Below are 22,280 nucleotides of genomic sequence, written 5' to 3' on the forward strand. Positions count from 1 at the left end.
TGATCCAAAATCTTGCGCAGGCGGAGAACCGGACTAGGTCGCACCGGGGAAGAGAGGGCATCGCACCATGGATGGCGGCAGCGGCACACATCTGCCCGAGGGGGGCAAGGCACGGCGGGTCTACCTGCAGTTGCGCGACATGCTCGTGCAGGATGCCATGCGTCCCGGCGATCTCTTGCCGGGCGAGCAGAAGCTCGCGGCGCGCTTCGGGGTCAGCCGTGTCACGATCCGCCGCGCGCTCGAGGCGCTGGCCGAGGACGGGCTGATCGACAAGCGCGCGGGCGCGGGCAGCGTGGTCCGCGCACCGGGGGCGGCGGGCTCGGTCCTGACGGGCAATCTGGCCTCGCTCATGCCGCAACTGGTCGAGATGGGGCAGCGGACCGAGGCGCGCCTGCTGGCGTTTTCCTACGGCGCAGCACCGGGGGCGGTGGTCGAGGCGCTGGCGCTGGATCCGTCCGAGCAGGTGCAGACCGCCACCCGGGTCCGTCTGCTGGGCGGGGTACCGTTCTCGCATCTCACCACCCATGTGCCCGCGCGGATCGCGACGAACTATTCCGAGGCGGATCTCGCCACCACGCCGCTCTTTCGCCTGCTGGAGCGCAGCGGGGTCCGCATCGCCTCGGCCCATCAATCGGTGACCGCGACCCTTGCGACGCCCGAAGTGGCCGATGCGCTGGACGTGGCCGTGGGCTCGGCCCTGACCGCGCTGACCCGGGTCGTCCATGATGTGGAAGGGCAAGGGGTCGAGTATCTCTCGGCGCTCTACCGGCCGGATCTCTACCGGCTGGACATGACCCTCTGCCGGGTGGGCGCAGAGGACAACCGCCATTGGGAGCCGGTGCTGAGCGAGCCGCCCAACCCGACCGAGGGCGCCGCATGAGCGCCGCGCCGCAAACCCTGCTGGACAAGCTCTGGCGTGCCCATGAGGTGCTGCAGCGCGAGGATGGCACCTCGCTTTTATGGGTGGATCGGCATCTGCTGCATGAGGGGTCGCACCACGCCTTTGCCAAGCTCGCAGCGCGCGGCCTGCCCGTGGCGGTGCCGGAGCAGAGCTTCGCCGTGGTCGATCACTACGCCCCCACGCGCAACCGCGCCGAGGGCGGGACCACGCCCGAGATCCGCAGCATGATCGCCCGGCTGCGGGAGAATGCGGCGCGCCACGGGATCCGCCTCTTTGACCTGATGGACCCGGATCAGGGGATCGTCCATGTGATTGGGCCGGAGCAGGGGCTGACCCTGCCGGGGCTCACGATCAATTGCGGCGACAGCCATACCTCGACCCATGGGGCGTTCGGCGCGCTGGCATTCGGGATCGGCGCGACCGAGGTCGCCCATGTGCTGGCCACCCAGACCGTCTGGCAGGCCCGGCCCAAAACCCTGCGCCTGCGTTTCGACGGGGCGCTGGGGCCCGGCGTGGGGGCCAAGGACATGGCGCTGGCCTGGATCGCCCGGTTCGGGGCGGATGCCGCACGGGGCCACGCGATCGAGTATACCGGCGCGGCGGTGCGGGGCCTCTCGATGGAGGGGCGGATGACCCTGTGCAACCTGTCGATCGAGGGCGGGGCCAAGCTGGGCCTGATCGCGCCGGATGAGACGACCTTTTCCTATCTCGCGGGCCGACCCCATGCGCCGCAGGGCGCGGCCTGGGATCGGGCTTGCGCGGATTGGGCCAGCCTGCAGAGCGACCCGGAGGCGGCATTCGACCGCGAAGAGAGTCTTGATTGCGCGCAGATCGCCCCGGTCGTGACCTGGGGCACCCGGCCCGATCAGGCGATTCCGGTGACCGGCCACCTTCCCCGCGGGGAAGGTTCAGAGGTTAATTCTGCATTAACTTACATGGGCTTAGAGGCAGGCCGCCCGATTGCGGGCGTGGCGGTGGACCAGGTCTTTATCGGGTCCTGCACCAATGGCCGGATCGAGGATCTGCGGGCGGCGGCGGCGGTGCTTGCGGGGCGCGCGGCCAAGGTGCCGGGGCAGGTCTCGCCCGGCTCGGCCCGGGTCAAGGCGCAGGCCGAGGCCGAGGGGCTCGACCGGATCTTCACCGAGGCCGGGCTCGACTGGACCGGGGCGGGCTGCGCCATGTGCGTCGGCATGAATGGCGATCTCGTCCCGCCGGGCGCGCGCTGCGCCTCGACCACGAACCGCAACTTCAAGGGCCGTCAGGGCCCCGGGGCGCGCACCCATCTGATGTCGCCGGCCATGGTGGCCGCCGCCGCCGTCACCGGAGAGATCACCGATGTGCGCCCCCTGCTGGCCGGGAGGGCGGTCGCATGAGCGCGCGCGGCTGGCAGCACCATGAGGGGTTGGCCGTGGGCCTGCCCATGGATGGCATCGACACGGACCAGATCATCCCGGCGCGTTTCATGGCGACGCCGCGGGATCAGGGCTATGGCCGGTTCCTGCTGCATGATCTGCGCTGTGACGCGCAGGGCGCGGCCCGTCCGGACTTTGCACTCAACCGCGCCGAGAGCGCCGGGGCGAGCGTGCTGGTGGCGGGGCGGAATTTCGGCTGCGGCTCCTCGCGGGAGGCGGCGGTTTATGCCCTTGTGGATTACGGGATCCGGGTCGTCGTGGCCCCGAGCTTTGGCGATATCTTTGCGGCCAATGCGGTCAATAACGGGCTTTGCCCGGCTCAGGTCTGCGAGACGACGAGTGCGTCGATGCTCGACGCGCTGGCCGAGGCGCCGCGCCGGGTGAGCGTGGATCTGGAGAGTTGCGAGATCATCGGTTCGGCCTGCCGGATCCCTTTCGCGCTGGACCCGGTCTGGCGGCAGAAGCTGATGGAAGGCTGGGACGATATCGATCTGACCCGGGCCTATAGCGCCGATATCACCGCGTTTCGGGACCGGGATGCACAGGCGCGGCCCTGGGCGCGGCTGCGCCCGCCGGGGATCGTGCAAGGGACAAGAACAGACCGCGTCTGAGCGCGGCGGAGGGGCATCGGCATCGCCCCTGACAGGTGCCACAACAGGGAACTGGGTCGCCGCCGCGCGGTCCGAACATGAAGGAGCGAAGTGATGAAACATACGGTATTGGGCACCGTGCTGGCCGGGAGCCTTGGTCTGGGCGGGGCCGCATGGTCCATGGATACGCTGACCGCGGTGCATGCCTTTCCGACCACGCTGATCTACACCAAGAGCTTTCTCGAATTCGTCGACAAGGTGAATGCGGCGGGCGAGGGCGTCGTGCAGATCGAGGTCCGGGGCGGCCCCGAGGCGATTGGCATGTTCCAGCAGCCTGACGCGGTGCGCGACGGGATCGTGGACATGGTCTACACGCCCGGCTCTTTCTATGGCGGTGCGCTGCCGGAGAAGGACGCGATGGTGGCCTCGAACCTCACGGCGGTCGAGACGCGAATGAATGGCGGCACCGAGCTGATCGACCAGATCCATCAGGAGAAGATGGGGCTCAAGTATCTCGGCTGGTTCGACAGCGGGGTCAGCTACAACCTCTGGACCGTGGATGAGCCGCAGTTCGAGGATGACGGCGATCTGAGCGTGGCGGGCATCAAGCTGCGCGGCAATGCGGTCTACAACGCGTTCTTCACCGAGTATCTCGGCGCGCAGGTGATCGACCTGCCGACCACGGATGTCTATGCCGCGCTGGAGCGGGGCGTGGTGGATGCCACGGGCTGGACCCAGATCGGTCTGATCGACCTGAAATGGAACGAGTTCCTGAACTACCGGATCGAGCCGAGCTTCTTCTCGACGGATCTCGGGGTGATCGTGAATCTCGAAAAGTGGGAGAGCCTCAGCGAGGAGGCGCGCACCATCCTGCAGGATGTGGCGATCCAGCATGAGAAGGACAGTGTCGCCGCCCTGACGGCCAAGCGCGACGAGGATTTCAAGGCCCTGGAAGAGGGTGGCATGCAGGTCGTGAGCCTCGAGGGGGATGCCAAGGCGCGCTATCTCGCGGCGGCGCGCGAGAAGACCTGGGAGCGGATGAAGGGGCTGATGGCCGAGCATCCGTCCGGGGACGGCAATTACGACACGCTGATCTCGCTCTTCTACGATCAGGCGCAGGACTGATCTGAGACAGGCGCCGACGGGACAAGCCCGTCGGCGCGGACCCGCCCCGCCCCATGCGCGTTCTCAGGAAACTCTATGACGGATTGATCGTCGGGATGGCCGCCCTCGCCGGGCTCGGGCTTGTCTGGCTGATGGTCTCCGTGATCGTGTCGGTGGCCATGCGCAATGCGGGGCTGCAGCCCTTTGCCTGGCTGTTCACATCGGCCGAATACAGCCTGCTTTACCTCACCATGCTGGGCGCGCCCTGGCTCGTGCGCGAGAAGGGCCATGTGCATATCGAGCTGGTCACCGCCGCCCTGCCCGAGGGGCTGCGGCAGGTGGTGAGCCGGGCGGTTGCGCTTCTGTGTGTGCTGGTCTGCGTGATCCTCGCCTGGAAGGGTGTGGAGCTTTGCCTGCGCAATCTGGAGCGCAATGACTACGACGTCCGGGCTTATTTCTTTCCGCGCTGGATGCTGACGATTTCCTTCCCCATCGCCTTTGGCTTCATGGCGCTCGAGTTCAGCCGTTTCGTGGTCGGGCGCGAGATCCTGCATTCGGGCGAAGCGGGGATCCACGAGTGAGGGACGGGCCCGATGGAATGGTTTGAGGCGCTGGCCCTTCTGCTGGGCGCGATCGTGGCGCTCATGGCGCTGGGCATGCCCGTGGCGCTGGCCTTTCTGGCGGCGAATATCCTCGGGGCCTGGGTGTTCATGGGTGGCGACAGGGGGGTCGTGCAGCTGCTGAACAACGGGCTCGGCGCGCTGACGAAATTCGCGCTGGTGCCGATCCCGCTCTTTCTGCTGATGGGAGAGATCTTTTTCCACACCGGCCTTGGCGGACGGATGTTCAATGCCATCGACCGGCTGCTGGGGCGTCTGCCGGGGCGGTTGAGCTATGTCACCGTGCTGGGCGGGACCGGGTTTTCGACCCTGTCGGGCTCGTCGATGGGCTCCACCGCGTTGCTGGGCAGCCTGATGGTGCCGGAGATGCAGGCGCGAGGCTACAAATCCCATATGAGCATCGGGCCGATCCTCGGCACGGGCGGGCTTGCGATCATCATTCCACCCTCTGCCCTCGCGGTTCTGCTGGCGACGCTGGCGCAGATCGATGTGGGCGCGTTGCTGATCGCGGGGGTGTTTCCGGGGCTGATCCTCGCCGGGTTCTACATCGCAACGATCTACATCCAGACCCGGCGCGACCCGAGTGCGGCCCCGGCCTATGACGTGACCCCGATCCCGGCGCTGGCCAAGCTCGGCCTGCTGGTCCGGGACGTGGTGCCCATGGTCGGGGTCATGGTGGTGATCGTCAGCATGATGATCTTCGGCATCGTCACCCCGTCGGAGGCGGCGGCCTTTGGCGCGCTGGGGGTGATCGTGCTGGCGGCCCTGTTTCGCTGCCTGACCTTCAAGGCCCTGAAGGCCTCGGTGGTGGGGGCGCTCAAGGTCACGCTCATGGCCTATATGATCGTCTTCGGCTCGGCGACCTTCAGCCAGCTTCTGGCCTTCTCCGGTGCCTCGCGCGGGTTGATCGGCTGGGCGACGGGGTTCGAGCTCGACCCGATCTGGATGCTGCTGGCGATGTTCGGGGTCCTGCTGGTGCTGGGCATGTTCATGGAGCAGATCTCGATCATGCTGCTGACCGTGCCGATCTTCTTTCCGCTCGCGGACAGTCTCGGTTTTGATCTGGTGTGGTTCGGGCTGATCATGCTGCTGGCTCTGGAGATCAGCTTTACCACGCCGCCCTTCGGGCTGCTGCTCTTCGTGATGAAGGGGGTGGCCCCGCCGAGCACGACCATGCGCGAGATCTATCTGGCGGCGATCCCGTTCATCCTGTGCTCTCTGGCGGTGGTGGCGCTGCTGATCCTCTTCCCGCCGCTGGCCACATGGTTGCCCGGACGCGGCGGCTAGACAGCGGAGCACCGCGCGGACTAGCCTGCGCCGTTGATTTCGTATTTTGAGGACGTGATTTCATGAACTTCGCCCTTTGGCTGGCCCGGACGGCCACCCGCAGCCCGCAGGCTCCGGCCCTCTATACCGGCACCACGCTCGAGACCGATTACGCGGGGTTTGCGGACCAAGCGGCGCGGATCGGCGCGGCGCTGGCGGCCCGCGGGATCGGCAAGGGCGACCGGGTGGGGGTGTTCATGAAGAACTCCACCGACTATCTGCGCGTGCTCTACGGGATCTGGTGGAGCGGGGCCGCAGCGATCCCGATCAACTCCAAGCTTCATCCGCGCGAGGCGGAGTGGATCCTGTCCGACGCGCAGGCCGCTTTGTGCTTCGCCACGGCGGATCTGGCCGAGGGGCTGGCCGAGGTTGCGCCGGATTGCCCTTGCGTGATCAGTAGCACTGCCGATTTCGCCGCGATGCTCGCCACGTCTCCCATGCCCGAGCCGGTGGAGATGGCGCGTGAGGATCTCGCCTGGCTCTTTTACACCTCCGGCACCACGGGCAAGCCCAAGGGCGTGATGATGAGCACGGCCACCATCACCGCCATGACGCTCAGCTACTTCGTGGATGTGGACGAGGTCAGCGCCGAGGATGCGATCCTCTATGCCGCGCCCATGAGCCATGGGGCCGGGATCTATAACTTCATGCATGTGCTGCGCGGCGCGCGCCATGTGGTGCCCGAAAGCGGCGGGTTCGAGCCAGCGGAGATCTTTGCGCTGGCCGCCGAGATGCGTGCGATCAGCATGTTTGCCGCCCCGACCATGGTGCGCCGGATGATCGATGTGGCCAAGGCGACGGGCGCCACGGGGGACGGGATCAAGACCGTCGTCTATGCGGGCGGGCCGATGTATGTGGCCGATATCATGGAGGCGGTCGACGTTCTGGGCGACCGCTTCGTGCAGGTTTACGGGCAGGGCGAGTGCCCCATGGGGATCACCGCGCTCAGTCGGGCCGATGTTTCAGACCGCAGCCACCCGAACTGGCAGGCGCGGCTGGCCTCGGTCGGCACGGCCCAGACAATCAGCGAGGTCGCGATCCTCGATGAGAGCGGCGCGCCGGTGCCCGTGGGCGAGACCGGCGAGATCGCCGTGCGCGGTGCGGGGCTGATGCTGGGTTACTGGAACCGGGCCGAGGCCACGGCAGAGACGATCCGCGACGGATGGCTCTGGACCGGGGATATGGGGCGGCTCGACGAGGACGGCTATCTGACCATGGTGGATCGGTCCAAGGACATGATCATTTCGGGCGGCTCGAATGTCTATCCGCGCGAGGTCGAGGAGGTGCTTTTGACCCATGGCGGCGTCGCCGAGGTATCGGTCGTGGGGCGGCCCCATCCGGAGTGGGGCGAGGAGGTTGTGGCCTTTGTCGTTCCCGCGCCGGGTGCCGCACTGGCCGAGGCCGAGCTCGACGCGCTCTGCCTCGATCAGATTGCGCGGTTCAAGCGGCCCAAGGCCTATATCGCCATCGCCGAGCTGCCGAAGAACAATTACGGCAAGGTCCTCAAGACCGATCTGCGAGCGCGGTTGACGGCGGATTGACCGGTCGCGGCCCTGCGCCAGATCATCCCCTCGCCTAAACCGGCGATTGGGACTAGGCTTTGAGCCATGCGCATCGAGCCGCCCTCCACGCCGCAACCGGCGAGCACCGTGTCCGGGATCGACGAGTCCGCCTGGTCCGAGGTGCTGCGGGCGGTGGATGACACCTATTCGGCGCTGATCGAGAACCAGACCGCGCTGGAGGCGCGCAACCGCGAGCTGGAGGATCTGCGCCGCTTCATGGGCTCGGTCATGGCCTCGGTCTCGGATGTGCTGCTGGTGGTGTCGCGGACCGGGGATCTGCAGGAATGCAGCGCGTCGCTCTTGCGGCTCGCCGAGCGGGATCGTGACGACATTCTTGAAAAGCCCATCGCCGCGCTTTTCGCCGAAGCGGACAGGCCCCGGCTGGCCGATGCCCTGCAGGCGGTGATCTCGGCCAAGGCGCGGGTGGATTTCGAGGCGGATCTCGACCGGACCGAGGGCGCGGCGACGCTGGAATTCAGCATTGCCCCCCGGCTCGATGATCGCGGGCGCGCGACGGGCGCGGTACTGACAGGGCGGCCCGTGGGCGAGCTGCGCCAGGCCTATGCCGAGCTCGCCAAGAGCCATGACGCCCTGCAACAGACCCAGGCCCAGCTGGTGCGCAACGAAAAGCTCGCCTCGCTCGGTCGCCTGCTGGCCGGGGTGGCCCATGAGCTGAACAACCCGATCAGCTTTGTCTATGCCAACGCCCATGCGATGGAGCGCTACGCCACCAAGTTCGAGACCTATTTCGAGCGGGTGCAGGAGGGCGCGGACCGCGAGGAGCTGGTCTCGCTGCGCGAGGAGCTCAAGCTCGACCGCGAGATCCGCAATCTGCGCGAGGCCATCGACGGGGCCCGGGACGGGGCCGAGCGGGTGCGCGATATCGTGGCCGATCTGCGGCGGCTCTCGGCGGAAGGGTCCGGCGAGACCGAGGAGTTCGATCTGGCCGAGGCGGCGCGCACGGCGGCAAGCTGGGTCGCGCGCGGGGCAAAGGGTGAGCTGCGGATCACCTTCATGGGGCTCGATGCGGCCCCGGTCGCGGGCAAGCCGGGACATATTCAGCAAGTGGTCATGAATCTGGTGCAGAATGCGGTGGATTCCATGGCCGATCAGGAGGATGCCTCGCTGCATTTGGACATACGTCAGACCGGGGATTTTCTGACCCTCGATGTCACCGATACGGGGCCGGGCATTCCGGTGGATGTCGCGCCCCATATCTTCGATCCGTTCTACACCACGAAACCCGTGGGGCAGGGGACGGGGCTGGGTCTCGCGATTTCCCACAAGATCGCCGATGAGCATGGCGGGCGGCTGCTGCATGTGCCGACCGATGAGGGGACCTGCATGCGGCTGGAACTGCCGGTGGTGACGATTCCATGACCCGGCGGCGGAGTATGCTCTGGCTGCAATCCGCGGGCTGCGGAGGCTGCACCATGTCGCTCCTATGTGCCGAGGCACCAGGGGTTCTGCACGCGCTGGAGGGGGCGGGGATCGACCTGCTCTGGCATCCGGCGCTGAGTGCCGAGACCGGGGCCGAGGTGCGTGCCCTGCTGGCCGGGATCGAAGCCGGAGAGATCCCGCTCGATATCCTCTGTGTCGAGGGGGCGGTGGCGAAGGGCCCGAAGGGGACCGGGCGCTACCAGATGCTGTCGGGGACCGGGCGGTCCATGCTGGACTGGGTCGAGAGCCTCGCGCCCCATGCGGGCCATGTGCTGGCCGTGGGCAGCTGCGCGGCCTTTGGCGGCGTGACCTCGGCCGGGGGCAACCCGACGGATGCGGTGGGCCTGCAATATGAGGGCACCCATCCGGGCGGCGTGCTGCCGCCGGAATTTCGCGGCGCCGAGGGGCTGCCGGTGGTCAATATCGCGGGCTGCCCGACCCATCCCGACTGGGTGACCGAGACGCTGCTGATGCTGGCGGGTGGGGACCTGACGCCCGAGGCACTCGACGTCTACGCGCGGCCCCGCTTCTACGCCGATCATCTGGTGCACCATGCCTGTCCGAAGAACGAGTATTACGAATACAAGGCCAGCGCCCGCGCCCTGTCGGAGATGGGCTGCATGATGGAGCATCTGGGCTGCGTCGGCACCCAGGCGGTCGGTGACTGCAATATCCGCCCCTGGAACGGATCGGGCAGCTGCACGCGCGGCGGATACCCGTGCGTGAACTGCACGGCCCCCGAATTCGAGGAGCCGCGCCACCCCTTCACCGAGACCCCGAAACTCGCCGGGATCCCCGTCGGTCTGCCCACGGATATGCCCAAGGCCTGGTTCATGGCGCTCGCCTCGCTCAGCAAGGCCGCGACCCCGCCCCGGGTGGGCGAGAACGCAACCTCGGACCGGGTACGGGTGCCGCCGACCTTGCGAAAGCCCCCCGGCGCATGACGGAACGGGAACTTCTGGTCGGGCCGTTCAACCGGGTGGAAGGGGATCTGGAGCTGCGGCTCGAGATCTCCGGCGACCGGGTACAGGCGGCCTATGCGAACTCGCCGCTCTTTCGCGGGTTCGAGATGATGCTTCTGGGCAAGGCGCCGCAGGATGCCCTGACCCTGACGCCGCGGATCTGCGGGATCTGTTCGATCAGCCAGTCGGCAGCGGCGGCCCGGGCGCTGGCCGCAGCGCAGGGGGTCAGCCCCACCGAGAACGGCGCGCGGGCGACCCAGATCATCCATGCGGTCGAGAACCTCGCCGATCATATCACCCATTTCGCGCTGTTCTTCATGCCGGATTTCGCGCGCCCCGATTACGCGGGACGGGTCTGGCACGGCACAGTGACTGAGCGGTTTCTGGCCACCAAGGGCTCCATGGCCCATGCCACCCTCTCGGCGCGGGCCGAGCTGATGCATATTCTCGGGCTGTTGGCAGGCAAATGGCCCCATACGCTGGCCATCCAACCCGGCGGCGTCACCAAGGCCCCGACCGCGCGGGACAAGGCGCGGATCGCGCTGAGCCTTGCGGGGTTCCGGCGGTTTCTGGAGCGGGATCTTTTTGGCGCTCCGGTCGAGGCCTTTGCCGGTCTCGGCTCGGTCTCGGACCTGCTGGATTGGGACGATGGGGATGCCGGGCTCTTCCTGCGGATCGCGCGGGATCTGGGGCTGGGCGAGATGGGCACCGGGCCCGGGCGCTATCTGTCCTTCGGGGCCTATGCGGGGGCTGCGGGCCCGGCCTTTGCCCAAGGGGTCTGGGACGGTGCGCTGCGCCCCTTTGATCCGGCAGAAGTGGTCGAGGATCTGAGCCACGCCTGGATGCTGGGGGAGGATGCCCATCCCGAAGCCGGGCAGACCCGACCGGATGAGGATATGGCCGCGCCCGCCTATAGCTGGTGCAAGGCGCCGCGGCTGGCCGGGCAAGTGGCCGAAACCGGGGCCTTTGCGCGGCAAGTGGTGGACGGGCATCCCCTGGCCCGCGCGCTGGTGTCGGCGGGGGGCAGTACGGTGCTCAGCCGGGTGGCCGGACGCCTGCTGGAGGTGGCGCGGACGCAGCTCCTGCTGGAGGAGTGGACCCGGACGCTGCAGCCCGAGGCGGCGTTCATGCTGCAGGGCGAGACCCCGCGCGACGGGGAGGGCGTCGGCCTCGTGGAGGCGGCGCGCGGCGCGCTGGGCCATTGGTTGCGGATCGAGAGGGGCAAGATCGCGGGCTATCAGATCATCGCGCCCACAACGTGGAATTTCAGCCCCCGCGACCGGCTGGGCCAGCCCGGCGCCGTCGAGGCTGCGCTGGCCGGGGCACCCGTGGGGCCGGGGGAAGAGACCCCGATCGCCGTGCAGCATATCGTGCGCAGTTTCGATCCCTGCATGGTTTGCACGGTCCACTGACATGGAGGGCCGCCGGATCCGCGTGCGCGGGCAGGTGCAGGGGGTCGGGTTTCGCCCGTTCATCTGGCAGCTCGCCCGGGCGCGGGGGTTGCGGGGCGAGGTTCTGAACGACCCTGAAGGCGTGCTGATCCATGTCTGGGGCGCAGATCTGGAGGGGTTTGCCGCTGAAATCACCGCCAAGGCCCCGCCGCTGGCGCAGGTCGGCGCGGTCGAGATCGGCCCGTTGGACGGGGCACCACCCGAGGGGTTCTCGATTGCCGCGAGCGCCGGGGCCGGGAACCAGACGCGGATCACTCCGGATGCGGCCGCCTGCGATGCCTGTCTGGCTGAGATCCGGGACCCGACCGAGCGGCGCTATGGCTATCCCTTTGCCAATTGCACCCATTGCGGGCCACGGCTGACGATCATCGACGCGCTCCCCTATGACCGGGCCCAGACCGCCATGACGGCGTTTCCGATGTGTGATGCGTGCCGGGCGGAATACGAGGCCCCGGAGGATCGCCGGTTTCACGCGCAACCGATCGCGTGCCCGGATTGCGGGCCGCGTCTGTGGTTCGAGCGTGGCGCGGGGGAGGTCGGTGGCGCGGCCATTGACATGGCCGCGCGGTCGCTCGGGGCGGGTGAGGTTGTCGCCATCAAGGGGCTCGGGGGCTTTCATCTCGCCGTGGATGCGCGCAACGGCGCGGCCGTTACCCGCTTGCGGCAGCGCAAACGACGACCGGCCAAACCCTTTGCCCTGATGGGAACGCCGGAGATGATCGGGCGCCATGCTGCGATGGGCGCGGAAGAGATCGCGCTGTTGCGGAGCCCGGCCGCGCCGATTCTGCTGCTGCCCGCGCGGGGCGAGGCCTTGCCGGAGGCGGTCGCGCCGGGGATGGATACTTTGGGTTGGATGTTGCCGAGCACGCCCTTGCATCACCTGTTGCTCGATGCGTTTGACGGACCGCTGGTCCTGACCTCGGGCAATCCCTCGGGCGAGCCGCAGGTGATCGGCAATACGGAAGCGCGGGAGAAGCTCGGCGGTTTTGCGGACGCCTTCCTGATGCATGACCGGGAGATCCGGCGGCGGCTTGATGACAGCGTGATGCGGGTCATGCCAACGGGGCCCATGGTCCTGCGCCGGGCGCGGGGGCAGGTGCCGGGTACGCTGCCCTTGCCCGAGGGGCTGCGCGATGCGCCGCCCGCGGTGGCCTATGGCGGGCAGATGAAGGGCGCGATTTGCCTGACCAAGGGGGGCGAGGCGCTGCTCGGGCATCATTTGGGCGAGATGGACAATCTGCTGACCATTGAGGCCTTCGATCAGGCGGATGCGGATTACGCGGCCCTGTTTGACCATGCGCCTGCGGCGGTGGCCTGCGACCTGCACCCGGAGTTTCACGCCTCGCGCCATGGGGCGGCACGGGCGGCGGCGCTCGGCGTGCCGCTGATCGAGGTGCAGCATCATCACGCCCATATGGCGGCCTGCATGGCGGAGAACGGCTGGCCGCTGGAGGCCGGACCGGTCGTCGGGATCATCCTGGACGGGTTGGGGCTTGGGCCCGATGGCACGGTCTGGGGCGGCGAAGTCTTGGTGGGGGACTATGCCAGCTTCGAGCGGTTGGCGTGGCTGAGCCCCGTGCCGCTGGTCGGGGGGGACCGGGCGCAGGCTGAGCCCTGGCGCAATGCGCTGATGCGGCTTGATGCGGCGGGTCTGGGCGATTGGGCGGATCAGGCCTTCGCCGAGAGGCCGCGAACCTTGCTGCGGCAGGCGGCGGAGGCCGGGGTGAATGCGCCGCTCTCCTCCAGCGCCGGGCGGCTCTTTGATGCGGTGGCGGCAATCCTCGGGATCTGCCCGGATGAGCAAAGCTACGAGGGCGAGGCGGCCATGCGATTGGAGGCCTTGGCGAACAAGGCGCGCGGGGCGGCGCCGGCGGAGTGGGCCCTTGCGGCGGGCAGGGCCGAGGGGGCGCTCGACCCCGGCGCGCTGATCCGAGGGCTGGTGGCCGGGTGCGACGCCGGGATGGACCGGGCGGCGCTGGCCTATGGCGCACATCTTTGGATGGCGGAGGCGTTTGCCGCCCCGGCGCGGGCCTGTCTTGCCTCCGGGCGGGCATCGGCGGTGGTCCTGTCGGGCGGGTGCTTTCAGAATGCGCTCCTGTGCGAGCTGACCCGCGCGGCGCTTGGCGACGGGCCTGTTCTGAGCCATGCCAAGGTGCCTGCCAATGACGGGGGACTCGCGTTGGGGCAGGCGGCGGTGGCGTCGGCGCGGCTGTTGCCCGGCGGATAGAAACTTCCCACCCCTCGCTGGAAACTGGAAACCCGATCACCGGCTTTTCGGGTGTTGCCTTGGTGGAAAACCGGTTAAATAACTGAAATTAATACGGTATTCCGTCGCACACAAATACCGGCCCAGCCGTTTGCCCCTTATTTCCATTCCGGCGCCTACTGAGCCAAAGCGCGTCCAGAGGTCCGTTCACAAGGATCCCGGAGCGTAGGGACAGTGAATGGAGGACCCCCGGTGAGTGAGATCGAAACCTTTTATGACGTGATGCGGCGACAGGGGATCACCCGGCGCAGTTTCATGAAATATTGCTCGTTGACGGCGGCGGCCCTCGGGCTCGGGCCGTCCTTCGTGCCGAAGATCGCCCATGCGATGGAAACCAAGCCGCGCACCCCGGTGATCTGGGTGCATGGGCTGGAATGCACCTGCTGTTCCGAGAGCTTCATCCGCTCGGCTCATCCGCTGGCCAAGGATGTCGTCCTGTCGATGATCAGCCTCGATTACGACGACACGCTCATGGCGGCGGCAGGCCACGCGGCCGAGGCGGCGATGGCGGACACGATCGAGAAATACAAGGGCAACTACATCCTCGCGGTGGAGGGCAACCCGCCCCTGAACGAGGACGGAATGTTCTGCATCTCGGGCGGCAAACCCTTTGTCGAGAAGCTGAAATACGCGGCCAAGGACGCCAAGGCGATCATCAGCTGGGGGGCCTGTGCGTCCTATGGCTGTGTCCAGGCGGCCAAGCCGAACCCGACCCAGGCCACGCCGGTACACAAGGTCATCACCGACAAGCCGATCATCAAGGTGCCCGGCTGCCCGCCGATCGCCGAGGTCATGACCGGGGTGATCACCTATATGCTCACCTTCGAGCGGATGCCCGAGCTCGACCGGCAGGGCCGTCCGAAGATGTTCTATTCCCAGCGGATCCACGACAAGTGCTATCGCCGCCCCCATTTCGACGCCGGTCAGTTCGTCGAGGAGTGGGACGATGACAATGCGCGCAAGGGCTATTGTCTCTACAAGATGGGCTGCAAGGGTCCGACCACCTACAATGCCTGCTCGACCGTGCGCTGGAACGAGGGAACATCCTTCCCGATCCAATCCGGCCATGGCTGCATCGGCTGTTCCGAGGACGGGTTCTGGGATCAGGGGTCGTTCTACGACCGGCTCACCGACATCAAGCAATTCGGGATCGAGAAGAACGCCGATCAGGTGGGCCTTGCGGCCGCCGGTGTCGTGGGCGGGGGCGTCGCGCTCCATGCTGCGGTCTCGGCCCTGAAGGCGGCCCAGAAGAAAACGCAATCCGATGCGTCCGAGGAGGTCTGATAGATGACCATTCAAACACCAAACGGCTACACGCTGGACAACTCGGGCAAGCGGATCGTCGTCGATCCGGTCACCCGGATCGAAGGCCATATGCGCTGCGAAGTGAATGTGGATGACGAGGGGGTGATCCGCAACGCGGTCTCGACCGGGACCATGTGGCGGGGGCTCGAGGTGATCCTCAAGGGGCGCGACCCGCGCGATGCCTGGGCGTTTACCGAGCGGATCTGCGGGGTCTGCACCGGGACCCACGCGCTGACGAGCGTGCGCGCGGTCGAGGATGCGCTGGGGATCACCATCCCGGACAATGCCAACTCGATCCGCAACATCATGCAGCTCAACCTGCAGATCCATGACCACGTGGTGCATTTCTATCATCTGCACGCGCTGGACTGGGTGAACCCGGTCAATGCCCTGCGGGCCGATCCCAAGGCGACCTCGGAGTTGCAGCAGATGGTCTCGCCGAGCCATCCCATGTCCTCGCCGGGCTATTTCCGCGATGTGCAGAACCGCCTGAAGAAATTCGTGGAAAGCGGGCAGCTGGGTCTGTTCAAGAACGGCTATTGGGACAACCCGGCCTATAAACTGCCGCCCGAAGCGGACCTGATGGCGACCACCCACTACCTGGAGGCGCTGGATCTCCAGAAGGAAATCGTCAAGGTCCACGCGATCTTTGGCGGCAAGAACCCCCATCCGAACTGGCTGGTGGGCGGGGTGCCGTGCCCGATCAACGTCCATGGCGATGGCGCGACCGGGGCGATCAACATGGAGCGGCTGAACATGGTCAGCTCCATCATTGACAAGTGCATCGAGTTCAACAAGAACGTGTATATCCCGGACGTGATCGCAATTGGCGGGTTCTACAAGTCCTGGCTCTATGGCGGTGGTCTGAGCTCGCAAGCGGTGCTGGCCTATGGGGATATCCCCGAGCATGCCAACAATTTCGACGCGGATCAGCTGCACCTGCCGCGCGGAGCGATCATCAACGGGGATCTGAGCACGGTCCATGACGTGGATGTGCGCGATCCTGAGCAGGTTCAGGAATTCGTCGACCACTCCTGGTATGACTATGGCGAGCCTGGCAAGGGCCTGCATCCGTGGGACGGGGTGACCGAGGCGAAGTTCGAGCTGGGCCCGAACCTCAAGGGCACCAAGACCAACATCAAGGAGATCGACGAGGCCGCGAAATACTCGTGGATCAAGGCGCCGCGCTGGCGGGGTCACGCGATGGAGGTCGGACCGCTCTCGCGCTACATCATCGGGTATGCCAAGGGCCACGAGGACATCTCGGAGCAGGTCACGGGCCTGTTGCGGACGATGGATCTGCCGGTGGAGGCGCTCTTCTCGACCCTGGGGCGGACCGCGGCGCGGGCGCTGGAATCCGAGTATTGCGGGCGCTTGCAGAAATACTTCTTCGACAAGCTCGTCACCAATATCAAGAACGGCGACGAGAGCACCGCGAATATCGAGAAGTGGGATCCGTCGAACTGGCCGAAAGAGGCCAAGGGCGTCGGCATGACCGAGGCCCCGCGCGGCGCGCTCGGCCACTGGGTGCAGGTCAAGGATGGCCGGATCGAGAACTACCAATGCGTGGTTCCGACCACCTGGAACGGCTCGCCCCGGGACAAGGACGGCAATATCGGCGCCTTCGAGGCCAGCCTGATGAACACCCCCATGGAGCGGCCCGAGGAGCCGGTAGAGATCCTGCGCACGCTGCACAGCTTCGACCCCTGCCTTGCCTGTTCGACCCATGTGATGTCGCCGGACGGGGATGAGCTGACCACTGTCAAAGTACGCTGAGGGAGGGCGTGATCATGAAAACCGCAGCGATTTACCTGCTGACGGCCGGGGCGGCACTTGCCCATCCCGGCCACCCCGAGGCCGAGGCCGGCGTGATCCATTGGCTCACATCGGTCGACCACCTGCTGGTCGTGGCCGCGCTGGGCTATGCGTTCGGGCTGGCCCTGCCGGCCTTGCGGGCGCGGCTTGGCCGCAAGTCGGAATGAGGGGGCTGCCATGAACACCAGCACCCGCACCATCCACAAGCCCAACGCCGAGGTGGAGCCGCTGCCCTCCTCACGGCTGACCGGGGATGCCACGGCAGAGGATATCGACAGCATCCGCCGCCGCACCTCGGTCTATGTGTACCAGGCCCCTGTCCGGCTCTGGCACTGGATCAATGCGCTGGCCATCGTCGTGCTCTGCGTGACGGGCTATTTCATCGGCTCCCCGCCGCCCACGATGATCATTGGCGAGGCCACGGACCAGTTCGTCTTCGGCTATATTCGCTTTGCCCATTTCGCGGCGGCCATGATCATGACCATCGGCTTTTTCGGGCGGATCTACTGGGCGATGGTGGGCAACCACCATGCGCGGCAGATGTTCTACCTGCCGATCTTCAACCGGCACTGGTGGGCCGAGATCCTGTTCGAGCTGCGCTGGTACATGTTCCTCGAAAAGGAGCCGAAAAAATACGTGGGCCATAACCCATTGGCGCAAGTGGCGATGTTCTTCTTCATGACCGTGGGGCTGAGCTTCATGATCGTCACGGGCTTTGCGCTCTACGCCGAGGGGATCGGCGCGGGCTCGACGCTTGAGAGCATCTTCGCGCCGCTCCTGGTCTGGGTCGGCGGCAGTCAGACGATGCATACGCTGCACCATCTGGGGATGTGGGCGATCGTGGTCTTCGCGATCATCCATATCTACGCGGCGATCCGCGAGGATATCATGTCACGCCAATCCATGGTTTCGACGATGATTTCCGGGCATCGGACCTTCAAGGATGACCGCCCCGAGTAAGGTGGAATCATATCCCCCCAGAGGGCGTCCTTCGGGGCGCCCTTTTCTGTTGTGGCATCAAAGCATCCGTCTGATCCACAAAGTGGAAAGAAACTTTGCATGCTAATTCCGGAAAAACACAGGAATTGCATGCAATAGTATCCTGAAATCAAGGGTTTGAGGTGGTGCGGCAGAAAGTCTGCCTGACAACTTCCGCGCAACTGACAACGCTTTGAGCATTCGCGGTAGAAATCGGAAACAAACAAACCGATCTGCGGGAGGAACTGACAGAATGACACAGCGTGTGCTGATCCTCGGGATCGGAAATGTGCTTTGGGCGGATGAAGGCTTTGGCGTGCGCGCCGTAGAGGAGCTGGCCCGCCGGTGGAAATTTCCTGACCATGTCACATTGCTCGATGGCGGGACGCAGGGGCTCTACCTGTTGCCGTTTCTCGAAGAGGCGGATGTGCTTTTGGTCTTTGACGCGGTGGATTACGGGCTGGAGCCCGGCACCATCAAGGTGGTCGAGGATGACGAGGTGCCCCGGTTCATGGGTGCCAAGAAGATGAGCCTGCACCAGACCGGATTTCAGGATGTGATCGCAACGGCGCAACTGATGGATCAGTGCCCCGAGAAGCTCTGCCTGATCGGGGTGCAGCCGGTCGAGCTGGAGGATTACGGCGGGGGTCTGCGCCCGCTGGTGGCCGAGCGGATCGCCCCGGCCATCGAGATCGCGCTGGACTACCTGGCGCGCCACGGGGTCACGGCGGAACCCGGACAGAGTGCTGCAGACCTGCTGGCGGATCCGGCGATCCTGCGTGATGCCTATGAGGCCGGTCGCCCCTCCGAGGAGGAGGCCTGCCGCACGGGCGATGCCCGGTTCTTCCCGGCGGGAGCCTGAGCCCATGTGCCTCGGCGTCCCCATGCAGGTGATCTCGATCGACGGGATTGCCGCCCAATGCAGCGATGGCCAGCGCGAAGAGCTGATCGATATCTCGCTCACCCCCGACGCGATCCCCGGCGTCTGGCTGCTGACCTTTCTCGGGGCATCGCGCGAAGTGCTCGACGCGGATGAGGCGGCCAAGATCTCGGCGGCGCTGGGTGGTCTGAGATCGCTCATGGCCGGAGACGGGCTGGGCGATGCCTTCGCCGATCTCGAGGCGCGCGGCCCGCAACTTCCCCCCCATCTCGCCGCGGCGGCAGCCGCTGGCAAAACCACAGGATAATCCCCATGGCCTTTTTGATCACACGATTGACCGACGAGCTGGGCTGGGCACGGCTGGAGGATCTCGCTGCCTTCGAGGCGCTGCTTGCCGCACCCGGGGCGCATTGCGTCTTTGCCCCCGGCGATCCCGCACGCAACCTCGAGAGCACGGATGTGGCGGTGATCCTGCCCGAGATCCGGCAGGCCTTTCAGAACCGGTTCGACGTGGCCATCGCCACCCCGGCGGTGGAGCAGGACATCCTCAAGGCGGCGGGCGTGTTCAAGACGCCGAGCCTGATCTTTTTCCGCGATGGCGCCATGATCGGCGCGATCCCCAAGGTGCGCGACTGGGACGATTACATGGCCCGCGTCACCCGCATCCTGCAACTTGAGACCGCCTGAGGAGGGCGCCATGGCACAGAACTTTCACCTGCCGCCCACCGGGTTTGGCCCCGGCTCGCAACCCGATCCCAGCGAGGGGCCTGAGCTCGAATACATGCCGCTGCCCTCGGGGATGCGGACCTATTCCACCCATCTGCCCGAGATCGACGAGATCGAAGCGGATGTCGGCACCGCCCTGCGGATGCTGGCCGAGATGGCGGATGCCGCTGACCGGGTCGGGCGTGGCGGTGCGCCCGAGCAGTTCGACCTGCGGCCGCTGGACGGGCCGAACCGGGCGCTGATGGCCGAGACCATGGGCGATGGCGAGGTGTCGATGAAGCTGCGCGGGGTGCCCGCGCTGGCCGTACAGGAAAGCGTCTTTGCCGGTGTCTGGCAGATCAAGGGCGCGGAGGTCGATCTGATCGAGATCGCGCCCGTGCCGCAAGCCGCGCGGGACCGGGCCTTTGACCCGGTGGCCCCGGCGCTTGGCACCGATGCGCCGCTGACCGCGCAGGTGGTGAATGCCCCGGCGCTTCTGGCCGAGCTGCGCGACAAGTCCGCTGCCTTCGGGCCGGGGGTCGAGACCCATGTGGTGAACCTGACCCTGCTGCCCCATACGGAGGCCGATCTCGACTGGCTGGCCGCGACGCTCGGGACGGGCTCGGTTGATGTGCTCAGCCGGGGCTATGGCAATTGCCGGGTGACGGCCACGGCCACGCCCCATGTCTGGCATGTGCAGTTCTTCAATTCGATGGATACGCGCATTCTGGATACCTACGAAGTGGGTGCCATGCCCGAGGTTGCGCTGGCCGCCTCCGAGGACCTGATCGACAGTGCCGAGCGCCTGCGCGAAGTGCTGGAGGCGATCCGATGAGCACGGCGCAGGGCATGACCCCCGGGTTCGAAGGCTCCTATATGGGGGCGGATGCCAAGATCAGCGCCCAGGCGGTGATGGAGTGCAAGATCTGCTGGACCCCCTATGATCCGGCCGAGGGCGACGAGCATCGTCAGGTCCTGCCGGGCACACCTTTCAGTGCGCTGCCCGAGGATTGGTCCTGCCCCAATTGCGACGCGCCCAGGGAGCAGTTTCTGGTGCTGGACGATCCGGGTTCGGTCGCCGCCGAGACCTCCGCCCATATGGAGGAGGCCGTGCGCGCCCTCGTGGCGGATTTCACCGAGATCTATCATGCCAAGATGCGCGACGTGCCGATCATCAACAAGGCGCTCCACGTGGAGGCCGTGGGCTTCCGCGGCCATGGGACGGGCTATCTCGGCGTGCTGGTGTCGCCCTGGTTCATGAACCTCGTCCTGCTGCCCGGGCGCGAGCAGGATTGGGTCGACCTGACCCCCGGCGACAAGGAGAACCACGATTTCCCCTCGGGCACCTATGAGTTCCTGCACAACACGCGCGAGACCGTGGGGGGCTACAAGGCCTGCTCGCTCTTCTCGCCGATGGAGGCGTTCAACAGCCAAATGCAGGCGCTGGATACGGCCCGGGCGGTGATGGTTGCGCTTTTTGACGAGAACAACCGGGCCGAGACCGACCGCGCCGCCGAGATCCGCGCGACCCGGCAGGCCGAGCTTGATGCGGTGGCCGAGGCCGAAGCGGCGGCGGATGCAGAGACCGAGGAGGAGGCCAAGGCCCGTGCCGTGGCCGAGACCGAGGCCGCCAAGGCCGCGATCCTCGCCGAGGCCCCATCGCGCCGGGCGGTGATTTCCGGCGGTTTGGCCGGGGGCGAGAGCTGAGATCATGGCGGGCACCGGGCTGCAGTTGCACTGGACCGAGACAGGCGCCCCCCCGCGCCTGATCTCCGGGGCTGCGATGCCGATCGGGGCCTACCTGTCCGGGCGGCCCGCCGAGGAGGCCGCCGTGCTGCTGCCCCGGATCTTCAATGTCTGCGCCGTGACCCAGCGCGTGGCGGCGCGGCTGGCGCTGGACTTGCCGCCCCTGCCGGGCGAGACGCAGGCGCTCCATGCCGAGATCCTGCGCGAGCATGTGCTGGTCTTTGCCCTGCGCTGGCCCGGCCATCTGGGGCTCTCTGCCCGCCCCGAGTTGCTGCACCTGGCGGGGGAGGGCCTGCGCGCGGCGCTGTTTGGCCCGGACCCGCTGCCCCATACCCTGACGAGCTTTCTCGACCTCTTGCGCAATGCGGATGCGCCGGGGCTTGCGGTGCTGCGCCGGATCGAAGCGCAGTTCGGCCCGGGCGATGCGGTCTGCGCGCCGCTGCCCCTGGCCGGCACCGGCGATCCATTCAACGGCGCCGCGTGTGAGAACTCGGCGGCCGGGCGGCGGGGCGATCATCCGCTGCTGAGTGACATCGAAGGGTTCTATGGCCGTGGCCCCCTCTGGCGTACGACGGCCCGGGCGCTGGAGGCCGAGGCGCTGGCCCAGGGCTGGCAGCCCCGCGCGCGCCGCCGCGCCGATGGCACCGCCGAGGTTGCCGCCGCGCGCGGCACCTATTTCTGTCGCGCCCGTTGCGATGCGCAAGGTCGGGTCACGGAGTTTGCCCGTGCGACCCCCACGGATCACGGCACCGCCGCTGAGGGCCCGATGCATCAGGCCCTCGCGCGCCTGAACACCCCGACACGGGCGCGGGTCGGCCTGCTGCTGGCGATCCTCGACCCTTGCGCCCCCGTGGCCGAACAACCGGAGCCCGCCCATGCATGAGATGTCCCTCTGCGAAGGGATCCGCGGCATTGTCGAGGATCAGGCCCGGACCCACAGCTTTGACCGGGTGACGCGGCTGCGGCTCGAGATCGGGCGCTTTGCCGGTGTCGAGAAGGAGGCCCTGCGCTTTGCCTTCGAAGTGGTCATGCGCGGCTCGCCCGCCGAAAACGCGGCGCTGGAGCTGATCGACCTGCCGGGGGTCGCACTTTGTTATGACTGCATGAGCGAAAAAGAGATCAATGACCGCCTGGACCCCTGTCCGGATTGCGGCAGCGGCAAGATGATGCCCCAGGGTGGGGATGAGATGCGGATCAAGGATATGGAGGTGGCTTGA

22 protein-coding genes are annotated in these 22,280 nt (G+C 66.9%); all 22 read left to right on the plus strand.

The genetic code is table 11. The features are described from left to right. Positions 1 to 67: 67 nt before the first annotated feature. Positions 68 to 880, plus strand: a complete 813-nt coding sequence (locus ACP150_RS05185) for a GntR family transcriptional regulator (protein WP_424965486.1) — start codon at positions 68 to 70, stop codon at positions 878 to 880. Then, the gene (gene leuC, locus ACP150_RS05190) at positions 877 to 2,274 is read left to right on the plus strand and encodes a 3-isopropylmalate dehydratase large subunit (RefSeq protein WP_424965487.1); all 1,398 of its coding nucleotides are present in this window, start codon (positions 877 to 879) and stop codon (positions 2,272 to 2,274) included. Before ACP150_RS05185 ends, leuC begins: the two co-directional genes overlap by 4 nt. Beyond that, the gene (gene leuD, locus ACP150_RS05195) at positions 2,271 to 2,924 is read left to right on the plus strand and encodes a 3-isopropylmalate dehydratase small subunit (protein WP_424965488.1); all 654 of its coding nucleotides are present in this window, start codon (positions 2,271 to 2,273) and stop codon (positions 2,922 to 2,924) included. Before leuC ends, leuD begins: the two co-directional genes overlap by 4 nt. Before the next feature lie 93 nt (positions 2,925 to 3,017). Next, positions 3,018 to 4,028: a TRAP transporter substrate-binding protein DctP gene (dctP, locus tag ACP150_RS05200; protein WP_424965489.1), complete on the plus strand. Its 1,011-nt coding sequence runs from the start codon at positions 3,018 to 3,020 to the stop codon at positions 4,026 to 4,028. 53 nt (positions 4,029 to 4,081) lie between these two features. Then, complete coding sequence (locus tag ACP150_RS05205) at positions 4,082 to 4,588, plus strand: TRAP transporter small permease (RefSeq protein WP_424965490.1); 507 nt, start codon at positions 4,082 to 4,084, stop codon at positions 4,586 to 4,588. A 12-nt stretch (positions 4,589 to 4,600) separates the two neighbouring features. After that, positions 4,601 to 5,914 carry a TRAP transporter large permease gene (locus tag ACP150_RS05210; RefSeq protein ID WP_424965491.1) on the plus strand — a complete coding sequence of 438 codons (1,314 nt, stop codon included), beginning with the start codon at positions 4,601 to 4,603 and terminating at the stop codon, positions 5,912 to 5,914. 62 nt (positions 5,915 to 5,976) lie between these two features. Next, positions 5,977 to 7,494, plus strand: a complete 1,518-nt coding sequence (locus ACP150_RS05215; protein ID WP_424965492.1) for an AMP-binding protein — start codon at positions 5,977 to 5,979, stop codon at positions 7,492 to 7,494. A 72-nt stretch (positions 7,495 to 7,566) separates the two neighbouring features. Beyond that, on the plus strand, positions 7,567 to 8,895 hold the full coding sequence (locus ACP150_RS05220; protein ID WP_424966020.1) for a sensor histidine kinase: 1,329 nt from the start codon (positions 7,567 to 7,569) through the stop codon (positions 8,893 to 8,895). Continuing rightward, positions 8,892 to 9,899 (plus strand): HupU protein, encoded by a 1,008-nt coding sequence (locus ACP150_RS05225; protein ID WP_424965493.1) that lies wholly within the window; start codon positions 8,892 to 8,894, stop codon positions 9,897 to 9,899. The genes ACP150_RS05220 and ACP150_RS05225 overlap by 4 nt, the downstream gene beginning before the upstream one ends. Beyond that, entirely contained in the window at positions 9,896 to 11,329 is a 1,434-nt protein-coding gene (locus ACP150_RS05230) for a nickel-dependent hydrogenase large subunit (RefSeq protein ID WP_424965494.1), read from the plus strand. The genes ACP150_RS05225 and ACP150_RS05230 overlap by 4 nt, the downstream gene beginning before the upstream one ends. A gap of 1 nt (position 11,330) precedes the next feature. Beyond that, positions 11,331 to 13,595, plus strand: coding sequence for a carbamoyltransferase HypF (gene hypF / locus ACP150_RS05235; protein ID WP_424965495.1), 2,265 nt, complete (start codon positions 11,331 to 11,333; stop codon positions 13,593 to 13,595). Between the two features lie 231 nt (positions 13,596 to 13,826). Then, on the plus strand, positions 13,827 to 14,918 hold the full coding sequence (locus tag ACP150_RS05240; RefSeq protein WP_424965496.1) for a hydrogenase small subunit: 1,092 nt from the start codon (positions 13,827 to 13,829) through the stop codon (positions 14,916 to 14,918). A 3-nt stretch (positions 14,919 to 14,921) separates the two neighbouring features. Further along, entirely contained in the window at positions 14,922 to 16,715 is a 1,794-nt protein-coding gene (locus tag ACP150_RS05245) for a nickel-dependent hydrogenase large subunit (protein WP_424965497.1), read from the plus strand. A 14-nt stretch (positions 16,716 to 16,729) separates the two neighbouring features. Then, positions 16,730 to 16,921, plus strand: a complete 192-nt coding sequence (locus ACP150_RS05250) for a HupE/UreJ family protein (RefSeq protein WP_424965498.1) — start codon at positions 16,730 to 16,732, stop codon at positions 16,919 to 16,921. Between the two features lie 10 nt (positions 16,922 to 16,931). Further along, complete coding sequence (gene cybH, locus ACP150_RS05255; protein ID WP_424965499.1) at positions 16,932 to 17,714, plus strand: Ni/Fe-hydrogenase, b-type cytochrome subunit; 783 nt, start codon at positions 16,932 to 16,934, stop codon at positions 17,712 to 17,714. 271 nt (positions 17,715 to 17,985) lie between these two features. After that, complete coding sequence (locus tag ACP150_RS05260) at positions 17,986 to 18,594, plus strand: HyaD/HybD family hydrogenase maturation endopeptidase (RefSeq protein ID WP_424965500.1); 609 nt, start codon at positions 17,986 to 17,988, stop codon at positions 18,592 to 18,594. A 4-nt stretch (positions 18,595 to 18,598) separates the two neighbouring features. Then, entirely contained in the window at positions 18,599 to 18,919 is a 321-nt protein-coding gene (locus ACP150_RS05265) for a HypC/HybG/HupF family hydrogenase formation chaperone (RefSeq protein WP_424965501.1), read from the plus strand. A 5-nt stretch (positions 18,920 to 18,924) separates the two neighbouring features. Further along, positions 18,925 to 19,299 (plus strand): hydrogenase accessory protein, encoded by a 375-nt coding sequence (locus ACP150_RS05270; protein ID WP_424965502.1) that lies wholly within the window; start codon positions 18,925 to 18,927, stop codon positions 19,297 to 19,299. Positions 19,300 to 19,309: 10 nt separating this feature from the next. Next, a complete protein-coding gene (locus ACP150_RS05275; protein ID WP_424965503.1) occupies positions 19,310 to 20,152 on the plus strand; it encodes a hydrogenase expression/formation C-terminal domain-containing protein in 843 nt (280 codons plus the stop codon). Then, a complete protein-coding gene (locus ACP150_RS05280; RefSeq protein WP_424965504.1) occupies positions 20,149 to 21,024 on the plus strand; it encodes a [NiFe]-hydrogenase assembly chaperone HybE in 876 nt (291 codons plus the stop codon). The genes ACP150_RS05275 and ACP150_RS05280 overlap by 4 nt, the downstream gene beginning before the upstream one ends. 4 nt (positions 21,025 to 21,028) lie before the next feature. After that, positions 21,029 to 21,946 carry a hypothetical protein gene (locus tag ACP150_RS05285; protein WP_424965505.1) on the plus strand — a complete coding sequence of 306 codons (918 nt, stop codon included), beginning with the start codon at positions 21,029 to 21,031 and terminating at the stop codon, positions 21,944 to 21,946. Continuing rightward, positions 21,939 to 22,280, plus strand: coding sequence for a hydrogenase maturation nickel metallochaperone HypA (hypA, locus tag ACP150_RS05290; RefSeq protein ID WP_424965506.1), 342 nt, complete (start codon positions 21,939 to 21,941; stop codon positions 22,278 to 22,280). Before ACP150_RS05285 ends, hypA begins: the two co-directional genes overlap by 8 nt.

Source organism: Dinoroseobacter sp. S375 (assembly GCF_049800775.1).
Classification (GTDB): Bacteria; Pseudomonadota; Alphaproteobacteria; order Rhodobacterales; family Rhodobacteraceae; genus Dinoroseobacter.

Excerpts from the sequence above, each read along its gene's own strand:
- ACP150_RS05185 (WP_424965486.1), top strand. The coding sequence starts at position 68 with ATGGATGGCGGCAGCGGCACACATCTGCCCGAGGGGGGCAAGGCACGG.
- leuC (WP_424965487.1), top strand. The coding sequence starts at position 877 with ATGAGCGCCGCGCCGCAAACCCTGCTGGACAAGCTCTGGCGTGCCCAT.
- leuD (WP_424965488.1), top strand. The coding sequence starts at position 2,271 with ATGAGCGCGCGCGGCTGGCAGCACCATGAGGGGTTGGCCGTGGGCCTG.
- dctP (WP_424965489.1), top strand. The coding sequence starts at position 3,018 with ATGAAACATACGGTATTGGGCACCGTGCTGGCCGGGAGCCTTGGTCTG.
- ACP150_RS05205 (WP_424965490.1), top strand. The coding sequence starts at position 4,082 with ATGCGCGTTCTCAGGAAACTCTATGACGGATTGATCGTCGGGATGGCC.
- ACP150_RS05210 (WP_424965491.1), top strand. The coding sequence starts at position 4,601 with ATGGAATGGTTTGAGGCGCTGGCCCTTCTGCTGGGCGCGATCGTGGCG.
- ACP150_RS05215 (WP_424965492.1), top strand. The coding sequence starts at position 5,977 with ATGAACTTCGCCCTTTGGCTGGCCCGGACGGCCACCCGCAGCCCGCAG.
- ACP150_RS05225 (WP_424965493.1), top strand. The coding sequence starts at position 8,892 with ATGACCCGGCGGCGGAGTATGCTCTGGCTGCAATCCGCGGGCTGCGGA.
- ACP150_RS05230 (WP_424965494.1), top strand. The coding sequence starts at position 9,896 with ATGACGGAACGGGAACTTCTGGTCGGGCCGTTCAACCGGGTGGAAGGG.
- hypF (WP_424965495.1), top strand. The coding sequence starts at position 11,331 with ATGGAGGGCCGCCGGATCCGCGTGCGCGGGCAGGTGCAGGGGGTCGGG.
- ACP150_RS05245 (WP_424965497.1), top strand. The coding sequence starts at position 14,922 with ATGACCATTCAAACACCAAACGGCTACACGCTGGACAACTCGGGCAAG.
- ACP150_RS05250 (WP_424965498.1), top strand. The coding sequence starts at position 16,730 with ATGAAAACCGCAGCGATTTACCTGCTGACGGCCGGGGCGGCACTTGCC.
- cybH (WP_424965499.1), top strand. The coding sequence starts at position 16,932 with ATGAACACCAGCACCCGCACCATCCACAAGCCCAACGCCGAGGTGGAG.
- ACP150_RS05260 (WP_424965500.1), top strand. The coding sequence starts at position 17,986 with ATGACACAGCGTGTGCTGATCCTCGGGATCGGAAATGTGCTTTGGGCG.
- ACP150_RS05265 (WP_424965501.1), top strand. The coding sequence starts at position 18,599 with ATGTGCCTCGGCGTCCCCATGCAGGTGATCTCGATCGACGGGATTGCC.
- ACP150_RS05270 (WP_424965502.1), top strand. The coding sequence starts at position 18,925 with ATGGCCTTTTTGATCACACGATTGACCGACGAGCTGGGCTGGGCACGG.
- ACP150_RS05275 (WP_424965503.1), top strand. The coding sequence starts at position 19,310 with ATGGCACAGAACTTTCACCTGCCGCCCACCGGGTTTGGCCCCGGCTCG.
- ACP150_RS05280 (WP_424965504.1), top strand. The coding sequence starts at position 20,149 with ATGAGCACGGCGCAGGGCATGACCCCCGGGTTCGAAGGCTCCTATATG.
- ACP150_RS05285 (WP_424965505.1), top strand. The coding sequence starts at position 21,029 with ATGGCGGGCACCGGGCTGCAGTTGCACTGGACCGAGACAGGCGCCCCC.
- hypA (WP_424965506.1), top strand. The coding sequence starts at position 21,939 with ATGCATGAGATGTCCCTCTGCGAAGGGATCCGCGGCATTGTCGAGGAT.